The sequence below is a fragment of the Pyxidicoccus xibeiensis genome (assembly GCF_024198175.1).
Classification (GTDB): Bacteria; Myxococcota; Myxococcia; order Myxococcales; family Myxococcaceae; genus Myxococcus; species Myxococcus xibeiensis.
The window spans coordinates 77,776-99,400 of the sequence record NZ_JAJVKV010000004.1 but is presented as its reverse complement, the minus strand read 5'-3'; the positions used below and the strand labels follow the sequence as shown (position 1 = coordinate 99,400).

Below are 21,625 nucleotides of genomic sequence, written 5' to 3'. Positions count from 1 at the left end.
CAGGGGCCGAAACGGTATGGTGCGCCGCCATGGCCCTCTACCCCGTCATCATGGCCGGTGGCTCCGGCACCCGCTTCTGGCCGCTGTCGCGTCAGGCGCGGCCCAAGCAGTTCCTGCCGCTCGCCTCCAAGCAGCCGCTCATCACCGACACCGCCGCGCGCCTCAAGGGGCTCGCCTCCGTGAAGGACACCTTCATCGTCTGCGGCCCGCTGCACGCGAAGGCCGCGGCGAAGCTGGTGAAGGGGCTGCCCAAGGCGAACCTCCTGGTGGAGCCCGTGGCCCGCAACACCGCGCCCGCCGTCGCCCTGGCCGCGGTGCAGGTGGCCGCGCGCAACCCGAAGGGCGTCATGGTGGTGCTGCCCTCGGACCACCACGTCGCGGACGTGCCCGGCTTCAAGCGCACGCTGGCCGAGGCCGCGCAGCTCGCCGAGGCGGGCCACATCGTCACGCTGGGCATCAAGCCCGCGCACCCGGAGACGGGCTACGGCTACATCCAGGTGGGTGAGCCCCTGGAGGGCGGCGGCCGCAAGGTGCAGGCCTTCAAGGAGAAGCCGGACCTCGAGACGGCGCGTGGCTACGTGTCCTCCGGGGACTACCTGTGGAATGGCGGCATCTTCGTCTTCCGCGCGGACGTCATCCTGGAGGCCTTCGCCAGGCACATGCCGGAGATGCAGAAGGGGCTGGACGCCCTGCGCAAGGCCGCGGGCAAGCGCACCTTCGCGGCCGTGCTGAAGAAGGTGTTCCCCAAGCTGCCCTCCATCTCCATCGACTATGGCGTCATGGAGAAGGCGTCCAACATCGCCGTGCTGCCCGGGGACTTCGGCTGGTCGGACGTGGGCTCCTTCGCCGCCATTCCCGAGGTGCGCCCCGCGGATGCCAACGGCAACGTCGTGTCCGGCGACTCCGCGGTGGTGGTGGACTGCAAGAACTGCGTGGTGCTGGCCGACAAGCGCCCGCTGGCCGTGGTGGGCCTCACCGACGTGGTGGTGGTCGACTCCGGCGACGCCGTCCTCGTGGTGCCCAAGGACAAGAGCCAGGACGTGCGCAAGGTTGTCGAGGCGCTCAAGGCTCGCAAGCTGACGAAGTTCCTGTAGTGCCCCGGGGCGCGGGGCCGCTCGCGGTGAGCGGCCCTGCACCTCACGGAAGCGGAGTCGCATCGCTGACGGGGAGCGCGGCCGGAGGAGGGGTCGGCGCGTCAGCTCCGGCGGGCGGGCCCGACGTGACGTGGAGGATGACCGGCGCCGCCGGGCCTTCGCCCAGCACCGTGACGGTCCTCCACATCGGCACCGCCACGTACCCCAGGGTCAGCGTGCCCCCGGCGGTGAGCGACAGCTCCTGCACGTCATGGGGCTCCCAGCCCAGGCCCATCGCAGCCAGGGTGCGCGTGGGGCCCGTCGCCGTGCCCCAGGTGGACAGCAGCTCGGTGGTGAGCTTCGCCAGGGCCTGGACCTGCTCGCCACGCGTCAGCTGCCGGAAGCGCTCCTGGTACGCGGGCGAGGCGGTGATGAGGCTCACCAGCCCCTCGGGGAGCTGCGACAGCGCGAGGAGGGTGTCCCCCGGCTTCGTGAGGAGCTGCCCCAGCGCGAGCACCAGCTCGATGGGCGTGGCCTGCTCCGGCGCGGTGGTGCTCGTGCCGGTGGCTCGAGGCACGGCCAGTGCCGGAGTGCCCCTTCCGGAGGTCTCGAGCTCCGCCGACGCGGTGGTGCTCTTGCTCGTGGCCGGCGTGGTGCCCTTGCCGGCCGTGAGCTCCGCCAGCACGGGGCTCCCGTCGTGGAGTCGCAGGGCCCCATCCACGGCCCGCCAGCCGCTGGCCGTCTCCTCGTAGAAGGCGCCGACCTCGAAGGGGCCCGCGCGGAAGGCGCCCTCACGCCACTGCACCTCGCCCGCGCGCTGGCGCGTCTCGCCCGTGAGGGCCCGTGCGAGGTAGCCATCCGGACGCACCACGGCCAGGGACTCGAAGCGCTTCAGCCGCGCCAGCAGCTCCGAGCGCGGCACCGCCACCTTGCCCTCCAGCACCTCACGCAGCAGCCGCGAGAGGACGCGCCGGGGAGCGAAGCCCGTCGTCGTGACGGGCTGCTCCAGCAACGCGTCGAACAGCGTTGCCGCATCCGCCGGGGTGAGCGCAGTGGAGACCTTCGGGATGCTCGCGAGCCCGGCGCGTGGCAGCAGCTCCGCGAAGGCGTCCGGACGCAGCAGTCGCGCCTTCATCGCGTGCGCGGCGGTGGCGGTCCGCTCGGCGGCTGCTCCTTCCGCCCGTGCCCCGGCCTCGGGCGCCGGCACGAAGGACGGAGGCGAGGCGGAGCGGTAGCGCAGCGAGCCGGTATCCAGCTCGCTCAGCGGCATGTCCTTGAGCGTCGCGCAGCCTCCGAGGGCCAGCGCGAGCCCGACGGCGACGAGGGAGAATGGACCGCTGTGCTTGTGGTTGCTACAGCCGTGGCGGCCGGGATGATGGACGGGCATGGAGGGCCTCCTGCTCCACATCGGAGTAGCAGGCAGGGGTGACAGCCCTGGCGAGCGCCCCCTTGTCGCCGGATGTGCGCGGGAGAATCTTCGTGTCCCGGGCTGGAAGAATTACGGGTGCGCGCTGACCCGGTTTCGGGCGTTCTCGCTCCATCGGGAGGTTGTGCTGTCCACTCGTGGACGAAGGGGCCATGCACGAAGGTTGCAGAGCCGACGCCGCCCGCCCCGCTTCCGGGGCGCTCGAGGGTGGTGACTTCCATGGCATGCACGCACTGCGCGGTGACCCACCCGGTCGGGACTGCCTGCCCGGCCGTCCACTCCGTCCCCGCGGCTTCCTCCGACGTCGCGCTGGAGGGGCAGCGGCACGGGCCGCTCGTCCTGAAGCGCCGGCTGGGAGCGGGGGCGCTGGGCACGGTGTACCTGGCCGAGCATCTGCCCAGCGCGCACCGCTTCGCCGTCAAGGTGCTGCACCCGCACCTGGCCGCGCGGCCGGAGATGCGCACCCGCTTCTACAAGGAGGCGCGCGCGCTGCGGGAGCTGACCCACCGCCACGTGGCCCGCGTGCTCGACGCGCGTCCCGGCCCCGGGGGCCTGCCGTGCCTCCTGATGGAGTACGCCAACGGCGAGCCCCTCTCGCGCCTGCCCATGCCGCTGGCGCCGGTGGAGGCGGTGGAGCTGCTCGGCCAGGCGCTGTCCGCCGTGGAGGCCGCGCACGCGCGGGGCCTGCTGCACTGTGACTTGTCCGCGGACAACCTCGTCCTCACCCGTGACAGGCACGGCGAGCGGCGGGTGAAGGTGCTCGACTTCGGCGCCAGCGCCGTCCTGTCCGCCAGCCTCTCCGAGGAGGAGCGGGCGTGCGGCATGGTGGTGGGCTCGCCCGCCTTCATCGCGCCGGAGCAGTGGTCGGGCGAGGCCGTGGATGGCCGCGCGGACCTGTATGCGCTGGGCGTGGTGGGCTACCTGCTCGTCACCGGGCGCCTGCCCTTCGGCTTCGGCCGCGTGGGCGACCTGACGCCGCCGGAGCCGCACGTCCTCAACCCGGGCGTGCCGCCGGGCCTGTCCGCCGTGCTGCTGCGCGCCCTGGCCCAGCGCCCCGACGAGCGCTTCGCGGATGCCCGGACGTTCCGCCTGGCGCTGATGGACTGCCTGGCGCCCTTCTCGCAGACGGCGGTGGCGTCCTCGCCGCTCGTCGACGAGCACGAGCCGCTGCCGGACATCGAAATCGTGGTGGACGCGCTGGTGGACGTGCCCGGCCCCGCGTCCGAGCCCGCCGCGCGCGCGACAGCCTCGAAGGGCTACCCGGGCGTTCCGTGGGACATCCTTCCGCAGCCCATCGCCCTGGTGCCGGGCAATGGCGTGCGCATCCTCGGGGGCCACGCGGGCCACTCCATCACCAGCATCTTCGGCCATGCCATGCCGGCGGACGGCGCCACGCCGCTGCACCTGGCGCTCCGCGAGGCGGCCCATGGCGACGCGCGCACCGTCTCCGTGGTGGAGGTCTCCGCGCCGTGCGCCGCCGCGCCCGCGGGCCTGGAGGTCCGCCTGGGCCTGGGGGCCTCGCAAGGCCTGGTGCCCGTGAAGGCCGGTGACGTGACGACGGAGGGCTTCTTCGCCGCCTGGGAAGGGCCGCTGCCGCCGCTCGCCGCGCGGCTGCCGGCGCAGCTGTCCTTCGGGGGCCGGACGGTGGCGTGCGAGTGCGACGTCGTCCGTCACGTCACGCGGGACGAGGCGCGCATCTGGAACGTGGCCGCCGGCGTCTTCGTGCAGTTCGACAGCCCCGAGGAGCCGCTGCGCCAGCTGCTGGCCCAGGCGCTGTGGACGGGGACGGCGCCGCGCGCACCGGGCGGAGAGCCCCGGCCGGACGCCGAGCTCGCGCGCCTGCTGTCGCGGGCCGCCATGGTGGCGAAGGACCCGTACACCCTGCTGGGTGCGCAGCCGGGCGTGGACTTCGACGAGGTGCGCCGCCGCGCCAGTGCCGCGCTGCGCCGGCTGGACGGCTTCCGCCAGCGGACGCTGCCCACCGAGCAGCGCCGCGCGCTGGACACGCTGCGCCAGCGCGTGGAGGCCGCACGGCGCACCCTGGGCGAGCCGCTCAACCGCGCCGGCTTCGACGCCGTCCGGGGCAACCTCGCCGGGCTCTCGCGCTGCGTGGAGGCGGGCCTCACGGACGAGGCCATCGAGCCGCTGCGCCGCGCCTTCCTCAACGCCCGGCCCGAGGCGGAGGCCCGCGCGCGCACCCTCTTCACCCAGGGCCATGCGCTGGAGGTGCAGCGGGCCCTGCGCGGTGCACTGACTCGCTACGCCGAGGCGCTCGCGTTGGATCCGCTCAACGTGTCCTGGCTGCGCCACTACCAGGCGCTGCGCCAGGAGTCGTGGGGTGTGGCCCCGGAGACCCGGCCCCAGCCCTCGAGTGCCATGCTCTGAGCGGGAAAGCTCCCGCGTCGGGCAAAGCGTTTCCCTCTCTGTACCCCCGCGGTTCGCCTTTCCTGGCAAGACCCGGGCCAGATGCCCTGGCGTACGAATTGCTCCTACAGCCCGGTGACATGAAACGACTTGCCCTGCTTGCTGGACTGATGCTGCTGATGGGCGCGTGTGGTGATGCGTCCACCGACCCTCCAATTCCAGACACTCCGTCTGAGGACGCCGGCCCTGACCAACGGCCGGACCCCACTGATGCGGGCACGCCCGACTCCGGGGTACCCGACGCTGGCGCCCCGGACTCCGGGACGCCCGATGCGGGGCCGCCGGACTCCGGCACGCCCGACGCGGGGCCTCCGGACTCCGGCACGCCGGATGGGGGACCGACGACGCCGCCGCCGACGTGGCCCGCGCTCCAGACGTCGCTGCCCGAGTACCACCTCACGGTGTCCCCGGAGCACCTGAAGGCGCTGAACGACAACATCGACAACCGGGACTACCAGGTGCCGGCGACCTTCACCGCGGCGGGGCGCGACTACTCGGTGGACGTGCGCTACCGGGGCCGGTCGACGCGCTACGAGACGAAGAAGCCCTGGCAGGTGCGCTTCGACAAGGCGGACCGCTTCCAGGGGGTGAAGCGCATCGAGCTGCTCGCGGCGTACAAGGACGGCGGCTACCTCACGGAGAAGCTCTGGTACGACACGGCGGCCAGCGTGGGGCTGGAGGTGCCCCGGACGCGCTACGTGAATCTGTACCTCAATGGACAGTACTCGGGCGTCTACGTGGAGCTGGAGTCCATCACCAAGGACTTCCTGGAGTCGCACGCCCTGGATGACGACGGCGACATCTACCGCTGCGGCATGCACGACTGCGAGCTGCGGCAGCCGCCATACCAGCCGTACATGGAGAAGTGGGAGAAGCAGACGAACGAGAAGGAGCCGTGGGACCGGCTGTGGACGTTCCTGGACGGACTCAACCGCACGTCGCCGGACCAGTTCGAGGCGTTCCTGAAGAAGAACCTGGAGCTGGAGGACTACCTCACCTGGATGGTGCTGGACTCGTTCATCGTCAATCACACGCACCAGGACGCGCGCAGCTACCTCATCTACAGCCGGGAGACGGGCAGGTGGACGTTCGTCCCCTGGGATTTGAACAACGCGCTGAGCCTCTACAACCGCACGAACCCCAACCCCATCCAGGGCGTGAAGAAGGACTACCCGCACCCGGGTTTCAGCGGGTACGACCCCAAGGTCTACGAGCTGTACGTCCACCGCCGGGATGACCTGGGCTACAAGGACATGCGGCCCACGTGGAGCACGCTGACCACGCGCATCCTGGACGACCCGAAGCTGCGGACCCGGTACATCGCGCGGATGCGGGAGCTGCTGGAGACGCGGCTCACGGAGGAGGAGCTGGGGGCGCGCATCGACAAGATGCATGCGCTGCTGAAGCCCTTCATCCTGCCCCAGGAGGGTGCGGACAAGCCGCTGGACGAGACGGTGAGCGTCCCGCATGCGAGGGAGAGCGCGAAGTACCTGCGCCGCTTCGTGAAGGAGCGCCGGGCGTGGCTGCTGGCGCACCTGGATGACCTGGAGAAGCACGGGGAGGGCGCCATCGTCATCGACCGGGTGGGGCGGACGGAGTCGGGTGGCTTCTGGGTGCAGCTCTACAACCGGGGCAGTGCGCCGGTGGAGCTGGGAGGGCTGCGGCTGTCGGCGGATACGCGGGTGCCGTTTGCTCCGCAGCTGCCGGCGCGGACGCTGGCGCCGGGGGAGCATGCGACGTTCGACCTGGCGCTGGACCCGGCGCGGACGGAGGTGGGCCTGTTCGACGCGGCGGGGATGAAGGCCCTGGACATGCTGTGGTTCGCCCCGCTGGCACACGGAGAGGCGTACGGCCGCGAGCCCCGGGGGGCGGAGTCGTTCAAAGGCCAGCCCGGGAAGTGAAGTGAAGTGAAGGCAGGGTAGGGGGCGGGGCCCATGGCGCGAATGCCGTGGGCCCCGTTTCCTTTAGCGGGAAGCTTCGAACGCGAACTCGTCGCCTATGGGAAGGTGATATCGCTGATGGTGACGGTGCGAGCCCCGCTCGCATCCCAGAGCCGCAGCACGAAGGTTCCCGCCATCGCGTCCGCTGGCGCTTCTGCTTCCACGAAGACGCTTCCGCCGAGCGCTCCAAGAGCAATGGGCTCAGCTGGCCAGAGCGCGACGACCCTCAGCTCGGCCCCTTTCCTTCCTTGGAGCGTCAGCGTCGCGCTCTCCGCTCTCCAGGGTGGCGCGTCCTCCGGAACGTCCAAGAACACCTCCACGGCCACGCGCAGAGCAGAGCGGTATGCAGTGATTCTCGACACAGTGAAAGCGTTCGTGGCGGCTTGGGCGACGTTCTTCGTGCTGGCGCGGGTTGCGACCCCGCCTCTATCCATGAGCCCGGACGCACGCAGCCCAATGATTCCCCCCGGTCCGGTCCGCTCGTTGCGGAGCCGTTCGTTGTCCGCGCGGCACTGCTGGAGTGCAGCCTCCTTCTCCTTCAACTCCCTCTGACATGACTCCACCGTGCGCTTCTCACGGTGTAGCTCCACATACGGAGTCGCCTGCACAGCGTGCACCACCAGGACCAATGCAGCACCGGCCGGTGCATCATTGCCCTTGAAGCGCAACGTCAGCTTCAGCTTCTCCCCAGGCACCAGTTTTTCCGAGGGCACCAGCTTCACGGTGCTCTCGCTGACGTGCGCCTTGGCGAACTTCTCCCGGCCCTCCAGCGTCAGTGATTCATGCAGAAAGTCCGTATCGAAGCTGAGGGTGGTGGCCTGCCCTGCGCTGACGCAGACCGTCGGGAGTTCGTCCGAGGGTACCGCTGGTAGCTCGATGTGCTGAACGCCTGTCTGGCAAGGAGCAGCAATCGGCTGTGCAACGGCGGGCCCATCCAAGAGCATGAGCGCAAGCAGGACGAAGGATGGGGCGGCGAACACGGAGAGCAGACCTCACGGGATGGAGCCCAACGCAGGGACTCAATGCGTAGTCTCTACCACGCCACGACCCATGTAGGTGTCCGCGCTCCTCCTACCCGCTCGCCCGGACGGCCCTACTGGAACTTACGAACCGCTCTCACGGTGACGCTGCTGAAGACCTTGGCGGTGCCAGGGCCGCCGTCGGCCTCACGAATGAGCCCGCGCCCGCCTTCTTCGTCCTCCAACTCGAAGCAGACCGGGAAGGTCTTGCCATCGGGCGTCTTCGCCTGCGTGAGTCGCCCGAACACGCGAGCTCCGAAGATCAGACGCCCCGACAGCGCCGCTGCGCCCGGCATGTCCTTGAACTGGCCACCGGAGATGTAGACCGTGGTCGGGCCTTCGCTCACCTCCATGTAGTGGGGGTTGACCCGCCGGACGAATACCCCGACGTGCTCCTCTCCGGGGGTGATGTTCCACTTCTCCATGGCCTCCACGGCGCCTTCGGGACACGCCTCTGGGGGAGGATCTGGACGCACTTGGGCACCTGGACACCCAGTCAGCAAGGTGCAGGTCGTCGCCACTCCGACCGCCTTTCGCGCGGCGCGGAGGGGGGTGGAAGGCAGAGTCGTAGGCGTCTTCACGGGAGCTGAATCCTCGGAGAGCATCGCGGGGGATGCGAGGGTCGTTGGGGTGAATGCGGCCTCGGGTGAGGCTGCGACGGCGTTAGCTTCCGGCGGCATCCAGGGCGGCGCCACTTCCTGGCCCAGCCCTGGCTGCACTGGCCGTGTCGAAGCGTGAGGCGCCATCGAGGGAAGTGCGTCCGGCCGGTTCGTGCTCCACCACGAAGCAAGGACGACGAGGCCTGCCACCAGCGCGAAGGCCGTGGTCATCCCCAACACTGGACGGCGAACGCGCGCCCAAGTCCAGAGGGTCTTCGTGTGCCGCACAGGCACTGTGTTCATGCGCGCGAAGACCTCTTCGGACGGAGGCGCATCCGTCGAGTCCTTCTTAGCCGAAGCTGCGTCTTCTTCAGCCTCGCGCGCTTCAACGGTGAGGCGGGTTCGCTCATCATCCCGCTTGCGCTCCTGCATCTCTTCGTCCGTCACCGGGGCGGGTCCGCTTTCAGGCAGACCCAGAGGAACCTTCCATTCGCGCGACGTTCTCTCTTTGTTGGCTTCCCAGAGGGACTTGTAGAGAGTCTCCGCACTGTCGAAGCGGTCCTCGGGGCGCTTCGCCAGGAGCCGCATGCTGATGGCGCTCAGACTCTTCGGCGCCTTGGGATTCACCCGGTGCGGGGCGCGCGGCATGCGCAGGGTGATGGCCGCCAGCAACCTCTCCGGCGACAGCTCCGGGTTGAACGGATACCCGTCGGCGAGCGCCTGATACATCAGAACGCCGAGCGCGTAGAGATCGGCGGACGGGCCTCCCCGGAATCTCGCGTCTTCGCCATTCAGGCGTGCGTGTTCGAAGGCTTCAGGCGGAACCACGGAGAGGTTCACAGGGGGAATTCCCTGCGTGAGCGTGCGAGCACCAGGAAGCGAGGCACTGCCGAAGTCCAACAGGACCGGCCTGCCATCGTCCCTCCGGATGAGGACGTTTTGCGCGTTCAGGTCACGGTGCTGAATACCCGCCTTGTGCAAGTCCGCCAGCGTTCGCACCAGAGGGAGCATCACGTCCACGAGCTGAGCGGCGCTCGGATGAGTCTCGTACCTCCAGTCAGTGAAGCTCAGGCCGTCTACGTACTCCATGACGACGAACAAGAACCCCGATTCCGGATTCGGCCAACGGCCAACCTGGAACACGCGAGGGATGTTCGGATGCGGAGAGCGGCCCATCATCGCCGTAGCCTCGCGCATGCACCATCCGTCCACGTCTTCTTCGCCTGGCAGTTTTTCGCCGGGCAACCGCACCGCCATTTTCAGCGCATAGACCTTGCCCTCGCTCTCGACCTTGAAGACGCGGCCGAGCCCTCCGGCGCCGAGCACTTCGAGGAGCTTCCAGGGGCCAACGAAGTCGCCCGGAGCGAGCCGGTCGGGATGCGGGATGTCGATGCTCATACGGCGGCGCCCTGCATGGGTTGGGACGAAGGAAGGTGACTTGCTGAGTCTCTTCTTAGCAGAGTCGGAGGGGCACGGCTTCACAGCCCGCGACGGCCGCCCGGCCGCGTGGTGCCGCTCTGACGTGGGCCCGGGGCTTTGGTGTCGGCCGAAGTCCGACGGACCTCCGTCGGGCTTGGCCAACCGCCGATTCTCGCGGTCTGGCGCAGCTCGCCCCAGGCGGGCGCTCGTCCCAAAGCCACGGTCCTACATAGAATCGGAATTTTCTAACCCCCTTCAGGGAAGTTGGGTAAGGGCCTGACGGGTTACGTCATGGGGGGCCATGGCGTGGCAGCCAAAGCACTGGACGGCACAGCAGCTTGAGGAGCGGCGGCTTGCGGCCGGACGACTCCTGCGACGGGGGCACCTGTCGCAGGCGGAGGTGGCGCGCCGTGTGGGTGTCAGCGAGTCCTCCGTCAGCCGCTGGGCGCGGCGACTGCATGAGGCAGGCGGCAGTACACGCGGGTTGAAGGCGAGGCCGCGCACGGGCCGGCCGTCGAAGTTGAGCTCGGGAGAATGGCGGCAGGTGGCGGGGCTGGTACGGGCAGGGGCGCGCACCTACGGTTTCCCTACCGAGCGCTGGATGCTCACGCGAGTGGCGCACCTCATCCACCGCACGTTCAGAGTGCGCTACCACCCCAATTACCTGGCCGAGCGCCTTCATCGACTGGGTTTGAGTCCGCAGCAGCCCCGCACGCGGGCCAAGGAGCGTGACGATGCGTTGGTGGAGGCCTGGCTGAAGCGCGACTGGCCCCGCATCAAAAGGGGGCTCGAAGAAGCGGGCGGGCCATTGCCTTCGTGGACGAGACGGGTAGTTCGTTTCGGGCCCGCGTAGCGTCTGCCTGGGCGCCCGTCGGGCATCCGCCCACCTTGCGCCGTCGTGACAAGTGGCGCGAAGTCTCCAGCATCGTCGCCCTCGTTGCTCCGTACGGCCACAAACCGGCGCGCCTGTATTCGCGCCACCGGGAGGGAAGCTTCACCAGCCAGGACATCATCGCTGCCCTGCGCTACTTCCGCAGGAAGGTAGGCCGTCCTCTCACCATCGTGTGGGACGGCCTCAACCAGCACCACAGCGCCGAGACGCTCGACTTCGTCGCCCGCAACCCCGAGGACTTCCGCCTTGATCGGCTGCTAGGCTATGCGCCAGACCTCAATCATGAGGAGGGCTGCAACAGCGTGGTGAAGGCCGAACTGCGCAATGCCACGCCCAACCCTGTCGCCGAGCTGCGCGCCCAGGCACGCGCTTCATTCGTACGCCTGGGCCACCGCCACGACGTTCTCGCTGCCTTCTTCCTTCACGCTGGCCTGCGCCTTACCGGACTTCCCTTAAGCAGGTTAGGGGGAACATTGCGATGCAATCTGGTCTACAGCTTCCCTCCCGCCAACAAGTCGCAGATTACACAATCTCGGCTCACTCGCTGTAGGGCTGGTCACCTTCAACGTAAACGTGTAATCACCGGGGGGCAAAGGGATGACTGCTCCTCGTGTTTGCACTGTAGCAAACTCCTTGGATACGCGCTCAAACAGGCTATCGAGATCCGCAGCAGATGGGTTTGCAAAGAATCGACCTCCACCAGTGGCGGCGAGTTGTTTGAGCTCGGCGCTATTGATTGCCTCACCAAATCCTAGGACGTGCACTGACAAACTGGGGTGGTTTCCCAGTTTTTGCAAGACATTCTCCATCGTGACAGGCGTGGTCCCAATCTTCCGGAAATCGGCACCGCTAGATGTTTCCCCATGCTGATCGATGCTTGAATTGTCAAAGTAGCTATAATTATCAGCACCATCTGAGAAGACAATCATCATGTGTCGGTCTCGAATGTCGCTAGCAACGCCTGTGTCTCGCGCTTGCTTAAGCCGGTCTGCCATAACGCCTACAGCCCCAAGAAGCCGAGTGAAGTTCCCCTGTTCTGGCTTTGCAATGGAGTTGATGTCGTTGGGTCTCCACGCGCCTTCTTGAATGTATACGGCATTGTTAAACCATGAAGCTTGGAAAGAGAAGGAGCCGGGTCGATTTCTCCAGAGGCTAACCCCGTTCTCAATGAGCTTCGTTGCAGCTGACTTCATCGGAGTGAAAGCATCATTGTCCTTGAAATTCCCATGCTGGAGCATGGAAAAGCTCGCATCTAACACAAGGCCGATATGAAGACTGGATGCCAATTTCTCCGAACTCTGATCGGGAATGAATTCATTGTCGACAGGCTTGTTGTCCAGAGCCAAATCAATTATGTATTCGTTCGGCTCAAGAGGGATGGCCTCGCTAGCGGCTTGCGACACATCCGCCTCGCGCACCAAAAACTGGACAGCAATCTCTGTTGTTCCATCTCCGGGGCGATAGAGCGCAGAGGGTGGACTCACGAGTTCAATCGACAAGACTCGGTTCTTGCGCGGATCTTCGTCCTCTTTGCAGGCAGTAGCCCCTGCAGTTGCGAGGGCAAGGATGAGAACTACCACAGGCTCGGGTACGCGCCTGTGAGCTGAAGTACGAAATTTATGAGGCATGTCCCCCCCCTACTTGGGTCCGGATTGCACAGTATCACACGTAGTAGATGTGTGCGAGAGGATGCCCTGTGCTGAATGAGGGCCAACCCCAGCCTCCAGCGAAAGACGTCCTCATGCGCCACGCGCTCGAGCTGGCCTTCCGCTTCCAGCTCTCAGGACCTGTCGTGCCCTACAACACCCGGCTTGTTCCCGAGGACCCGGGCCCGCGCATCGAGGCCTATTGACGGGCGCTGCCTCACAGGTGAGGAGGAGGACATGAGGTTCTATCGCATTGATGGGGACCCGGCCTCGCGCTACACGGGCAACCTGCGCAACGCCGCCCACAGGTGGGGCTTGCCGGGCGTCGAGCCCTGTGCGCTGTGCGGTACCGGCGGTGGATGGCTGGGGATTCAGTATCCCCGCGTGGACCTGTCGGGCCTGCCGGGCGCGGAGCTGAGATGCCTGTCGGACCCCTGGCCAGTGCCGTTCGACGAGTTCGTCCGGTTGCGAGAGCTGGTGCGCCCCCGGGTTCCGAAAGAGGCCGTGCTGGTGCCTGGCACGTGCCTGGGGCCACTCACAGGCACGGGCTCCGGCTCCTTTGGAGCGCTCCACATACCGGACTGGACCCTGGTCGTTCGCCGTGACGCGTTCGAGCTCCTGCGGGAGGCGGGTGTGGCGGGGCTCCAGGGCTGTCCGCCGGAGGTTCGCTTCCGGGGAAAGAGCCCACCCGAGCTGCTGGAACTGCAGGTGCTCCCGCACGGGCGGTTGCATCCCGACTGCCTGCCCCTCCGCAATCCGCCGTGCTCGCGCTGTGGCTCTGAAGGTGCCGTCAGCCTGCCGGAGCGGTACTGGCTCTCCGAGACATCACTGCCTACGGATGTGGATGTGTTCAGGCTGGTGGACTTTCCGACCCTCCTCTTCGCCACGGAGCGCTTCGTGGATGCGGCCCGTCGGCTGGCGCTGGACGGTGGGGTGTTCCAGGAACTCGAAGCCCGCTGACCCATGCTGTCATGCACTCGCGCCTCGGACCTGGGCTTCTGGGGTGGGGCGGTGCTGCGGCTCGGTGCGTGGCGGTGGCGCCTGCTGGGCCTGGAGCCGGTTCAGCACGTCTCGCATCTGCTGCACCCAGCCGGTCAGCTCGCCTTGCAGGACGAGCTCCGTTCCGCTGACGAGCGCCGTGAAGCTTCGCGGGTCCTTGCGCTCCTCCGCCGACAGGCCGCGCCACCAGTCGCTCAGGCAGTCGAGCTCGGTGGCGGCCCGGTTGTGCTTCATCACCAGCGCGTCCAGCTGCCGCTGCCCCAGGTAGCCACCGATGGCCAGCACCAGCGCGCTCGCGATGGCCACGGGCTGCTCCAACTGGAGCGCCGCCAGCACTGTGCTCGCCGCTCCGAAGATGAGGGTGACGCACTGCAGTCGCGTGGACTCCGCGCTGCACCGGCGGGCACTGCTTCGATAGAAGGCGAGCTGGTCCTCCAGTCTCAGCTTCAGGTACCGCGAAGGCGTGAGCGCGCTGAAGCCATCGTCCCCGGCCGCCACCCCACGCGGAGGCGGCAGCGGCGCATCGTCGGGATAGGGCCGCAGCGCCGACAGGCTCGCGTCCGTCTCCAGCAGTTGCTGACTCGAAGACCTCAGCCAGCTCGCGAGCCTTGCCTCTCGCGTAGCCGCCACGTCCGCGCCCTGAAGCAGCCTGCACCGATAACGGTAGAGCTCCCCCTTCACCATCTCCGCGCTCGCGCGAAGCTGCACCCACCGGTTGCCGACCTTGAAGCGGCTCACGGCGGCGACGAGCGCCGTCACCGCCGCTGTCAGCGTCACCACCACCGTATGGAGCAGCGTGTTCATCGCGTCCCCTCGGACCGCGCCTCCCATGCCGACCAGCGACGACTTGAAGAGCGCCAGCACCGTGCTCATGAACCCGAGCAGCAGAATCCATCGCTGGAGCGCATCGAAGGTCGCCTGCTGGCGCTTCGCGTTGGCATCGTAGAGCGCGAAGCGGCTCCAGGCCACGCGAAGCAGCTCTCCCTGGCCCAGGCAGTGCTCCAGCAAGCGCCCGAGCTCGGGCGCCCGTCCCTCCGGCGGGAAGCACGTGAAGTCCCCCTCCGCGACGAGCTCCGCGAGCAACGGGTCCTCGATGGCGTCGGCCCGCTCCCGGAGGAGCCCCGCGAGCTGGTCCGCCAGCCCGCCGCTCCCCTGTAGCAGCACCACCTGCCAGCCACGGCGCACCACCTGAAGCAGCTCGTGCCTCGTCGCCTCGTCTCCCTGGACGACCACCACGACCGGAGGCACCCGCGCGCCCAGGTGCTCCGCCAGCCCGGGCAGCAGCGCCGACACGTCGTCCGCCAGCACGAAGTGGGAGTGATGCGGGTCCAGCCGCAGCCGCCCGTCCCCGTCCGGATGGACCACGCGCTCCGCCGGTACGACCCCGACCAGCGTCGTGCCAGCGCCCCGGTCCTCGACGCCCTGTCCGAGGAGCGCCATCAAGCCCTGGCTCCCCATTCCATCCAGGAGCACGGCGCCGCAGGCCGCAGCGGCTCGCGCGATGCCCTGGCTCACGAGCCGACACAGCCGCTCATCCAGGGCCGGCGACAGCCCGCTCGTCCCTCCGAGCAGTACCAGCGTCGGAGCCGGCCCCAGCCCCAGGGCCCGCAGCACCTGTCCCGGGGCCACTCCCCGTGGCGCCCGTACCGTCTTCGATGCCCGCACGTGCGGAGCGCGAAGCACGGCGACCTTCAACCCCTGAGAGCTACGCGGAGTGGTCATGGTGCCCTCGATGGAAATAGCCGCCGCTCACTTCTTCGCCGTGCGCGGTTCGAGCCCCGCCCGCGCCCGTGCCTCGAAGCGCGCCCACTCCGGATGGGGCGCATCCGCCTGCGCCCGCTTCGCCGCCTCCAGCACCTGCCCGAAGCGCAGGCGGGCCTGCTCCCCCTGTCCCTGCGCCAGCTCGAAGTCGGCCAGCGCCAGGCGATGCTCCGCCAGCTCGCGCTGGTGGTAGACGCTCCACGGCTCACGCCCCACCAGTGTCCCTCCCCGCGCCACCGCGCGCTCCAGCCGCTGACGCGCTTCCTCCGGCTTCTTCAGCAAGGCGAGAACCTCGCCACAGATGCGGTCGTTCTCCGCGCCCAGGAGCAGCCACTCCCGATTGCCCGAATCACTGCCATGCAGGTCCTGGAGGATGCCGTCCGCCTCCTTCAGGTACGCCTCCGCCTCGGCATGCCTCCCCAGCTTCGCCAGCACACTTCCGAGCCGCGTGCGGATGACGGCGGCCTCCTTCTGGCGCAGGCTGCTCTTCGGGTCCTTCGCCAGCAGGGCCTCGTTGATGTCGAGCGCCTGGCGGAACTTCGCGAGCGCCTCCGCGGGGTTTTCCTGCAGCGCCTCCACCTCTCCCCGCCGGAACTGGCACCACAGCGCGGACACGCGGAAGGTGAGGCTCGTGCCGTCGGCCTTCAGCAGTTGCTCCGTCATGTCGCAGGCGCGCTGGAACGCGGCCGCCGCCTCCGCGTACCGCTCCTGCTCCACCTCCAGCTTGCCCAGGTCACTCCAGATCTCCGCCTGGGCGACCCTGTGGCCGAGCTGGGTGGGCTCGTGCTCCCGCAGTTCGTCGAACACCGCCATCGCCCGCTGATAGCGCTTCCGGGACTCCTCCCATCGGCCCATATGCCGGTGGACGATGGCCATCCGCTGCAGCACCGTGGCCTGGCCGAGCAGGATGAGCCGCGCGTCCGCATGCAGCGCCTTCGCCTGCTCGAAGGCGGCGAGCGCAGCCTCGTACTCCACCAGCGCGTCGTCATGCCGGCCCGCCGCCCGCAGGGCCTCGCCGATGTTCACCCGCGCGATGCCCACGGCCCGCACCCGGTCTCCATTCCCCGGCATCAGCTCGGTGACGCGCTGCCGGACCTGGGCACACTGCTCGTAGGCCGCCAGGGCCGCCGCCGTGTCGTTGCGTCCCAGGTAGGCGAAGCCCACCCGCTCGTGTGCGTTGGCGAGGATGCGCAGCACGTCCACGTCGTCGGGCCACTGCTCGCTGGCCACCCGCGCCAGCTCCCGCGCCTGCTCCGCGGAGCGCAGCTGCGCGCCGGTGTCGCCGATGAGCTGGTAGTGGTCGGAGAAGCCGGTCTGGATCTGCATGAGGCTCAGGCTCAGCTTGCGGCTGTTGGACCCGTCCCGCGCCAGCGTGTGGAACCGCGCCTCCGCCTCGGTCAGCATCGTGGCCACCACGTCGCGCGGCACGCCGAAGTGATTCACGAGCCTGCCGGTCTGCTCCAGGATGCCCGAGGCGATGGACACCGACTGCTCGAAGTTCCGCTCCGCGCGGTCCCGGTAGTCGAGCGCTGCCCAGGTCGCGGTCAATGACACCAGCGTCAGCAGTGCCATCGTCCCCGCGACGAACCGGTAGCGCCGCACCAGCCGGCGCTGCTCCAGCGCATCCCGGTCCCACAGCACGCCCAGTCCGAGCCCCAGCAGCGCGGCGACGACCTTGAGCAGCCCCGCCCTGTCTCCATCCCCCTCCGGACGCAGGTCCGCCGCCAGCGGCTCCACGCGCTCGCCCGTCGGCTGTCCATCCGGGCCGTAGCGGGCCAGCAGCGTGGGAGGGAACAGCTCCTCCGGCAGGGCTGCCGGGCCCGCGCCGCCGGGGACAATCAGCGTGAGGATGCGCGCCTCGCGCCCCAGTTCCTTGAAGTACCGCACCTCCGCGTCGACGTAGCGGCTCCTCGCGGCATGGGGACTACAGAGCACGATGAGAGAATCGGACCGTACGAGCGCTTCCTGGATGGTGGCGGACAGGTCCGCCGCGGCCGGCAGCTCCAGCCGGTCCAGGAAGAGCGGGCCCAGGCGCTCCGGGAGCACCTCCGCCAGCCCCGGCCTCGCACGGAGGTCCCTTGGAACCCGGTACGTCTCCAGCTCGCGGTGCAGCCGCCGCGCGTAGTGGCTGTCCTTGTGGCTGTAGCTGATGAAGGCGCGATAGCGCCGCCCCACAGAACCCGTGTCCATGGCTCCCCCGTCTCATTCCAGGACATGTCAGGCACCTGCCGACTGTCCGCCTGCCAGGAGGCCGGCCTGCGTCACCGGAACACCCCGCTCGGAAACGCGACGCCGCTAGAACCTTGCGATGCCCTGAAATCAGGCAAGTTGAGAAGAGAACGGAAGAAGGTTGCCGTCCGAACTTCCCAGGTGACCCAGGGGGCAGGGGGCATTCCGGGTCCGGTAGCCTCCTTCGAGGCCGGTGCCCCCTCACCCCGCGCTCGTGTAGAGTCCGCCGCCCTCTGCCATGCCCTCGGGTTTCCGGAGGGCGGGGACACCTTCAATGAACACGCATATCTTTCGCGAGTACGACATCCGGGGTCTGGTCGACAAGGACCTCACCGCCGAGGTGGTGGAGCTGCTGGGCAAGGGCCTGGGCACCATCATCCGGCGCCAGGGCGGGCGCTCCATCGTGGTGGGCCGCGACTGCCGCGAGTCCTCCACCCGCTTCCGCGACTCCCTCTGCGCCGGCCTCACCTCCACCGGCCTCAACGTGCTCGACGTGGACGTGGTCCCCACGCCGCTGACCTACTTCGCCGCCAACACCCTCCCGGTGGACGGGCTCGCCATGATTACCGGCAGCCACAACCCGCCCGAGTACAACGGCTTCAAGATTGGCGCCGGGAAGACCACCTTCCACAGCCACGAAATCCAGGCCCTCCGCAAGCTCATCGAGGCCAAGGACTTCGAGGTGGCGAAGAAGCCGGGCCGCGTCGAGCCCTACGACATCATCACCGCGTACAACCACTTCATCCGGCAGACCATCAAGGTGGGCCGCAAGGGCATGCGCATCGTCATCGACGCCGGTAACGGCACCGGTGGCGCCGTCGCCGTGCCCCTGTTCGAGGCCATGGGCTTCGACGTCGTCCCGCTCTTCTGCGAGATGGACGCCAACTTCCCCAACCACCACCCGGACCCCACGGTGCTGGAGAACCTCCAGGACCTCATCGCCGCCGTGAAGCGCGAGAAGGCCGAGGTGGGCATCGCCTATGACGGCGACACCGACCGCATCGGCGTCATCGACGACCAGGGCAACGTCCTCTGGGGCGATCAAATCATGGTGCTCTTCAGCCGCTACGTGCTGAAGGAGAGCCCGGGCGCGGCCATCGTCGGCGAGGTCAAGTGCAGCTACACGCTGTACGACGACATCGCGCAGAAGGGCGGCAAGCCCGTCATGTGGAAGGCGGGCCACTCGCTCATCAAGTCGAAGATGAAGGAGGAGCACGCGGAGCTGGCCGGCGAGATGAGCGGCCACATCTTCTTCAAGAACCGCTACTTCGGCTTCGACGACGCCATCTACTCCACCGCGCGCCTGCTCGAAATCCTCACCCACGAGCCGCAGAAGCTGTCGCAGCTGCTCTCCGACGTGCCGAAGACGTACGCGAGCCCGGAGCTGCGCTTCGACACCAAGGAGGAGAAGAAGTTCGAGATGGTCAAGCGCGCCACCGAGACGCTGCGCGCCGCGGGCCACAGCATCATCGACGTGGACGGCGTGCGCGTGACGTTCCCCGACGGCTGGGGCCTCATCCGCGCCTCCAACACGCAGCCCATCCTGGTGCTGCGCTTCGAGGCCAACACCCCGGAGCGCCTGAAGGAAATCCAGGCGCTCATCGAGGGCACCGTGGCCAAGGTCCAGCGCGAGGTCGGGGGCTGAGATGACCGGCCCGCGCATCCTCGCCGTCTGTGGCAGCCTCCGGACCGGGAGCTTCAACCGCAAGCTCCTGGACCTCGCGGTGGCGCACGCCCGTGCGCTCGGCGCGGACGTGGACGTGGTGGACCTGAAGGAGCCAGGCCTGCCCGTCTACGATGGTGACGTGGAGGCGCAGGGCCTGCCGGCCCCCGTCCAGGCGCTGCGGGAGCGGCTGGGCAAGGCGCAGGGGTTGCTCATCGCCAGCCCGGAGTACAACTCGTCCATCCCAGGCGGGCTGAAGAACGCCATCGACTGGGTGTCTCGCCCGCCGAGCGGCCTCTTCAAGGACAAGTGGACGGCGATGATGGGCACGACGCCCGGCCCTTTCGGGACGGCGCGCATGCAGCCCCACCTGCGGCAGGTGCTGTCCGCCGTGGGGGCCCTGGTGCTCCCGACACAGGTGCACCTGGCCAGGGCGGCCGAGGCCTTCACCCCGGAGGGGAAGCTGAAGGACGAGGCGCGCATGAAGGAAGTGGATGCGCTGGTCTCCGCGTTGGTTTCCAGGCTGAAGAGCTGAGAAAGGACACTGCGATGCCGACACTGGGAATCGACCTGGGTGGGACGTTCGCTCGCGCCGCCGTGGTGGACTCGGCGGGGAAGATGCTCGCCTCCGCGAAGGTGGCCCTGTCCGAGCGCAGCCCGGCCGGGGTGGTGGAGACCATTGCCCAGGCCGCCTCCGCGGCCGTGAAGTCCGCCGGTGTGCCGGTGGGCGGCTGCGGTGTCGGGGCCGCCGCGCAGATTCACAAGGACTCGGGCGTGCTGTCGGTCGCCCCCAACCTGGGCTGGCGCAACGTGCCGCTGGGCCAGCTGCTCACCGCGCGCCTGGGCCAGCCGGTGCGCGTGGTGAACGACCTGTCCGCCGCCGCGTGGGGCGAGCTGCATGCCGGCGCGGGCCGCGGAGCCAGTGACTTGCTGGTGGTCTTCGTGGGCTCGGGCGTGGGCAGCGCCATCATCGCCAATGGGCGGCTGCTGGACGGCGCGGGCGGCGTGGCGGGCGAGCTGGGACATATAAAGGTGGTGCCCAACGGCCGGCGCTGCGGCTGCGGCGAGCAGGGGTGTCTGGAGGCCTACACGGGCGGCCACAACCTCATCGCCCAGACGCGCGAGCTGCTCGCGGGGGGGCGCTCCCCCCGGGTGACGGAGCTGACGGGCGGCGACCCGGCGCGCATCACCCCGGTGACGCTGGAGCAGGCGGCGGAGGCCGGGGACGCGGCGGCCCGCGAGGTGTACGAGCGCGCGGCGCTGTTCCTGGCGATGGCCGTGGCCAACCAGGTGACGGTGCTCAACCCGGCGCGGCTCATCCTGGGCGGCGGCGTGCTCAACCACTGTCCCGGGCTGCGGCGCCGCGTCGTCGAGGGCGTGCAGGCGTGGGCGTCCCAGACGTCCCGCGAGGGACTGCTCATCACCGAGGCCGAGCTGGGCGACGACAGCGGCCTCATTGGCGCGGCGCTGCTGGCCGCCTGAAGGGAACGGGGTCGATGTCCGAGCTCAAGGGTGTGGTGACCTTCAGGGGCAAGCCCCTGACGCTGGTGGGTGAGCAGGTGAAGGAGGGCGACAGCGCCCCGGACTTCACCGTCTTCAAGGGGCTCAACGACGCGGTGCGGTTGTCCGATGCGAAGGGCAGCGTGGTGGTGCTCAGCGTGGCGCCCAGCGTGGACACGAAGGTGTGCGCCATCCAGCTGCGCACCTTCAACCAGAAGGCCACGGAGCTGGGGCCGGACGTGAAGGTCTGGTACGTCACGCTGGACCTGCCGTTTGCCCTGGGGCGCTTCTCCGCCGCCGAGGGCATCAACAACGTCACGGTGCTCTCGGACTACAAGGACCGCGAGTTCGGCCAGAAGTACGGCGTCTACATGAAGGAGCTGGGCCTGCTGGCGCGCAGCACCTTCGTGGTGGGTCGTGACGGGAAGGTCGTCTACCGGGAAATCGTCCCGGAGATGACGCACGAGCCGGACTACGACGCCGCGCTCAGCGCCGTGAAGTCGGCGCTCTGACTCAGGCCGTCACCACGCGGCCGCCGCGCAGCCCCACGTACTGGAGGCACGCGAAGCCCGCGACAGTCACGGCCTGGAACACGGTGAAGGCGTAGCCCAGCGCCGTGGGCGCCACCCAGTCGGTGGTCAGCAGCAGCAGGCTGTCCACCGCCCACAGCACGTTGATGCAGACGATGGCCCAGACGAGGGGCCTCGACACGAGCGGGCGCACCGCCAGGAACACCACCAGGGCCGCGAAGGGCAGCAGGCTGAAGCCGGCGATGCGCAGCAGGCGCTCGTGCAGGCCCAGCAGGTCCGCCAGCGGCGCCGCGGCCAGGAACATCAGGGCGCCGGTGGCTCCGGTGATGATGCCGTCCAGCAGCAGGGTCCGGCCGAGCAGGGACTTCGTAGAGGTCATCGCGGTCATGTCCAGGTCCTCCGACCTATGGCGGTGCGCGAAGGCGCACCTGGGGTTGGGTCAGCGACAGAGGCAACCGGTGCCGCCGTCGTTGATGGACCTGAATGTGCGCGTCCGGGCTCCGGG

At 68.8% G+C, this 21,625-nt stretch carries 16 protein-coding genes and 2 pseudogenes; 11 read left to right on the top strand and 7 right to left on the bottom strand.

Annotation, left to right across the window (positions count from 1 at the left end):
* Positions 1-29 precede the first annotated feature (29 nt).
* Positions 30-1,094: a mannose-1-phosphate guanylyltransferase gene (locus LXT23_RS18240; protein WP_253981476.1), complete on the top strand. Its 1,065-nt coding sequence runs from the start codon at positions 30-32 to the stop codon at positions 1,092-1,094.
* A gap of 43 nt (positions 1,095-1,137) precedes the next feature.
* Here LXT23_RS18240 and LXT23_RS18235 read toward each other — a convergent pair whose 3' ends face one another.
* On the bottom strand, positions 1,138-2,460 hold the full coding sequence (locus LXT23_RS18235) for a hypothetical protein (protein WP_253981475.1): 1,323 nt from the start codon (positions 2,458-2,460) through the stop codon (positions 1,138-1,140).
* A gap of 258 nt (positions 2,461-2,718) precedes the next feature.
* On the opposite strand from LXT23_RS18235, the gene LXT23_RS18230 reads away from it, so the two are divergent.
* Together LXT23_RS18230 and LXT23_RS18225 are read left to right on the top strand one after the other, a co-directional pair.
* On the top strand, positions 2,719-4,884 hold the full coding sequence (locus tag LXT23_RS18230; protein WP_253981474.1) for a serine/threonine-protein kinase: 2,166 nt from the start codon (positions 2,719-2,721) through the stop codon (positions 4,882-4,884).
* 119 nt (positions 4,885-5,003) lie between these two features.
* Positions 5,004-6,824, top strand: coding sequence for a CotH kinase family protein (locus LXT23_RS18225; RefSeq protein WP_267146698.1), 1,821 nt, complete (start codon positions 5,004-5,006; stop codon positions 6,822-6,824).
* 95 nt (positions 6,825-6,919) lie between these two features.
* Here the strand turns inward: LXT23_RS18225 and LXT23_RS18220 are convergent, their stop codons facing one another.
* On the bottom strand, positions 6,920-7,843 hold the full coding sequence (locus LXT23_RS18220; protein WP_253981473.1) for a DUF2381 family protein: 924 nt from the start codon (positions 7,841-7,843) through the stop codon (positions 6,920-6,922).
* A gap of 113 nt (positions 7,844-7,956) precedes the next feature.
* A complete protein-coding gene (locus LXT23_RS18215) occupies positions 7,957-9,879 on the bottom strand; it encodes a serine/threonine protein kinase (protein ID WP_253981472.1) in 1,923 nt (640 codons plus the stop codon).
* 322 nt (positions 9,880-10,201) lie between these two features.
* Here LXT23_RS18215 and LXT23_RS18210 point away from each other — a divergent pair, with 322 nt between their 5' ends.
* Positions 10,202-10,753: a winged helix-turn-helix domain-containing protein gene (locus tag LXT23_RS18210; RefSeq protein WP_253981471.1), complete on the top strand. Its 552-nt coding sequence runs from the start codon at positions 10,202-10,204 to the stop codon at positions 10,751-10,753.
* A pseudogene (locus tag LXT23_RS50645) lies at positions 10,717-11,064 on the top strand (transposase); the annotation flags it as partial. The gene LXT23_RS18210 and the pseudogene LXT23_RS50645, both read left to right, overlap by 37 nt.
* A gap of 189 nt (positions 11,065-11,253) precedes the next feature.
* Here LXT23_RS50645 and LXT23_RS18205 read toward each other — a convergent pair.
* The gene (locus LXT23_RS18205) at positions 11,254-12,291 is read right to left on the bottom strand and encodes a vWA domain-containing protein (RefSeq protein WP_253981470.1); all 1,038 of its coding nucleotides are present in this window, start codon (positions 12,289-12,291) and stop codon (positions 11,254-11,256) included.
* A 215-nt stretch (positions 12,292-12,506) separates the two neighbouring features.
* Here LXT23_RS18205 and LXT23_RS18200 point away from each other — a divergent pair.
* Both LXT23_RS18200 and sitI6 read left to right on the top strand, forming a co-directional pair.
* Positions 12,507-12,644, top strand: a pseudogene (locus LXT23_RS18200) (SitA family polymorphic toxin lipoprotein); the annotation flags it as partial.
* Positions 12,645-12,675: 31 nt separating this feature from the next.
* A complete protein-coding gene (gene sitI6 / locus LXT23_RS18195; protein WP_253981468.1) occupies positions 12,676-13,398 on the top strand; it encodes a SitI6 family double-CXXCG motif immunity protein in 723 nt (240 codons plus the stop codon).
* Positions 13,399-13,407: 9 nt separating this feature from the next.
* Here the strand turns inward: sitI6 and LXT23_RS18190 are convergent, their stop codons facing one another.
* Positions 13,408-15,159 carry a DUF4231 domain-containing protein gene (locus LXT23_RS18190; RefSeq protein ID WP_267146697.1) on the bottom strand — a complete coding sequence of 584 codons (1,752 nt, stop codon included), beginning with the start codon at positions 15,157-15,159 and terminating at the stop codon, positions 13,408-13,410.
* Positions 15,160-15,186: 27 nt separating this feature from the next.
* Positions 15,187-17,388 carry a toll/interleukin-1 receptor domain-containing protein gene (locus LXT23_RS18185; RefSeq protein ID WP_253981467.1) on the bottom strand — a complete coding sequence of 734 codons (2,202 nt, stop codon included), beginning with the start codon at positions 17,386-17,388 and terminating at the stop codon, positions 15,187-15,189.
* Between the two features lie 313 nt (positions 17,389-17,701).
* On the opposite strand from LXT23_RS18185, the gene LXT23_RS18180 reads away from it, so the two are divergent.
* From LXT23_RS18180 to tpx, 4 genes are read left to right on the top strand one after another with little or no spacing between them, the layout of a single operon-like run.
* Positions 17,702-19,072 carry a phosphomannomutase/phosphoglucomutase gene (locus LXT23_RS18180; protein ID WP_253981466.1) on the top strand — a complete coding sequence of 457 codons (1,371 nt, stop codon included), beginning with the start codon at positions 17,702-17,704 and terminating at the stop codon, positions 19,070-19,072.
* A gap of 1 nt (position 19,073) precedes the next feature.
* Positions 19,074-19,625 carry an NADPH-dependent FMN reductase gene (locus LXT23_RS18175; protein WP_253981465.1) on the top strand — a complete coding sequence of 184 codons (552 nt, stop codon included), beginning with the start codon at positions 19,074-19,076 and terminating at the stop codon, positions 19,623-19,625.
* 14 nt (positions 19,626-19,639) lie between these two features.
* On the top strand, positions 19,640-20,572 hold the full coding sequence (locus LXT23_RS18170) for an ROK family protein (RefSeq protein ID WP_253981464.1): 933 nt from the start codon (positions 19,640-19,642) through the stop codon (positions 20,570-20,572).
* Positions 20,573-20,586: 14 nt separating this feature from the next.
* The gene (gene tpx / locus LXT23_RS18165) at positions 20,587-21,102 is read left to right on the top strand and encodes a thiol peroxidase (protein ID WP_253981463.1); all 516 of its coding nucleotides are present in this window, start codon (positions 20,587-20,589) and stop codon (positions 21,100-21,102) included.
* Position 21,103: 1 nt separating this feature from the next.
* Here the strand turns inward: tpx and LXT23_RS18160 are convergent, their stop codons facing one another.
* The gene (locus LXT23_RS18160; RefSeq protein ID WP_253981462.1) at positions 21,104-21,508 is read right to left on the bottom strand and encodes a hypothetical protein; all 405 of its coding nucleotides are present in this window, start codon (positions 21,506-21,508) and stop codon (positions 21,104-21,106) included.
* Positions 21,509-21,625: the final 117 nt, after the last annotated feature.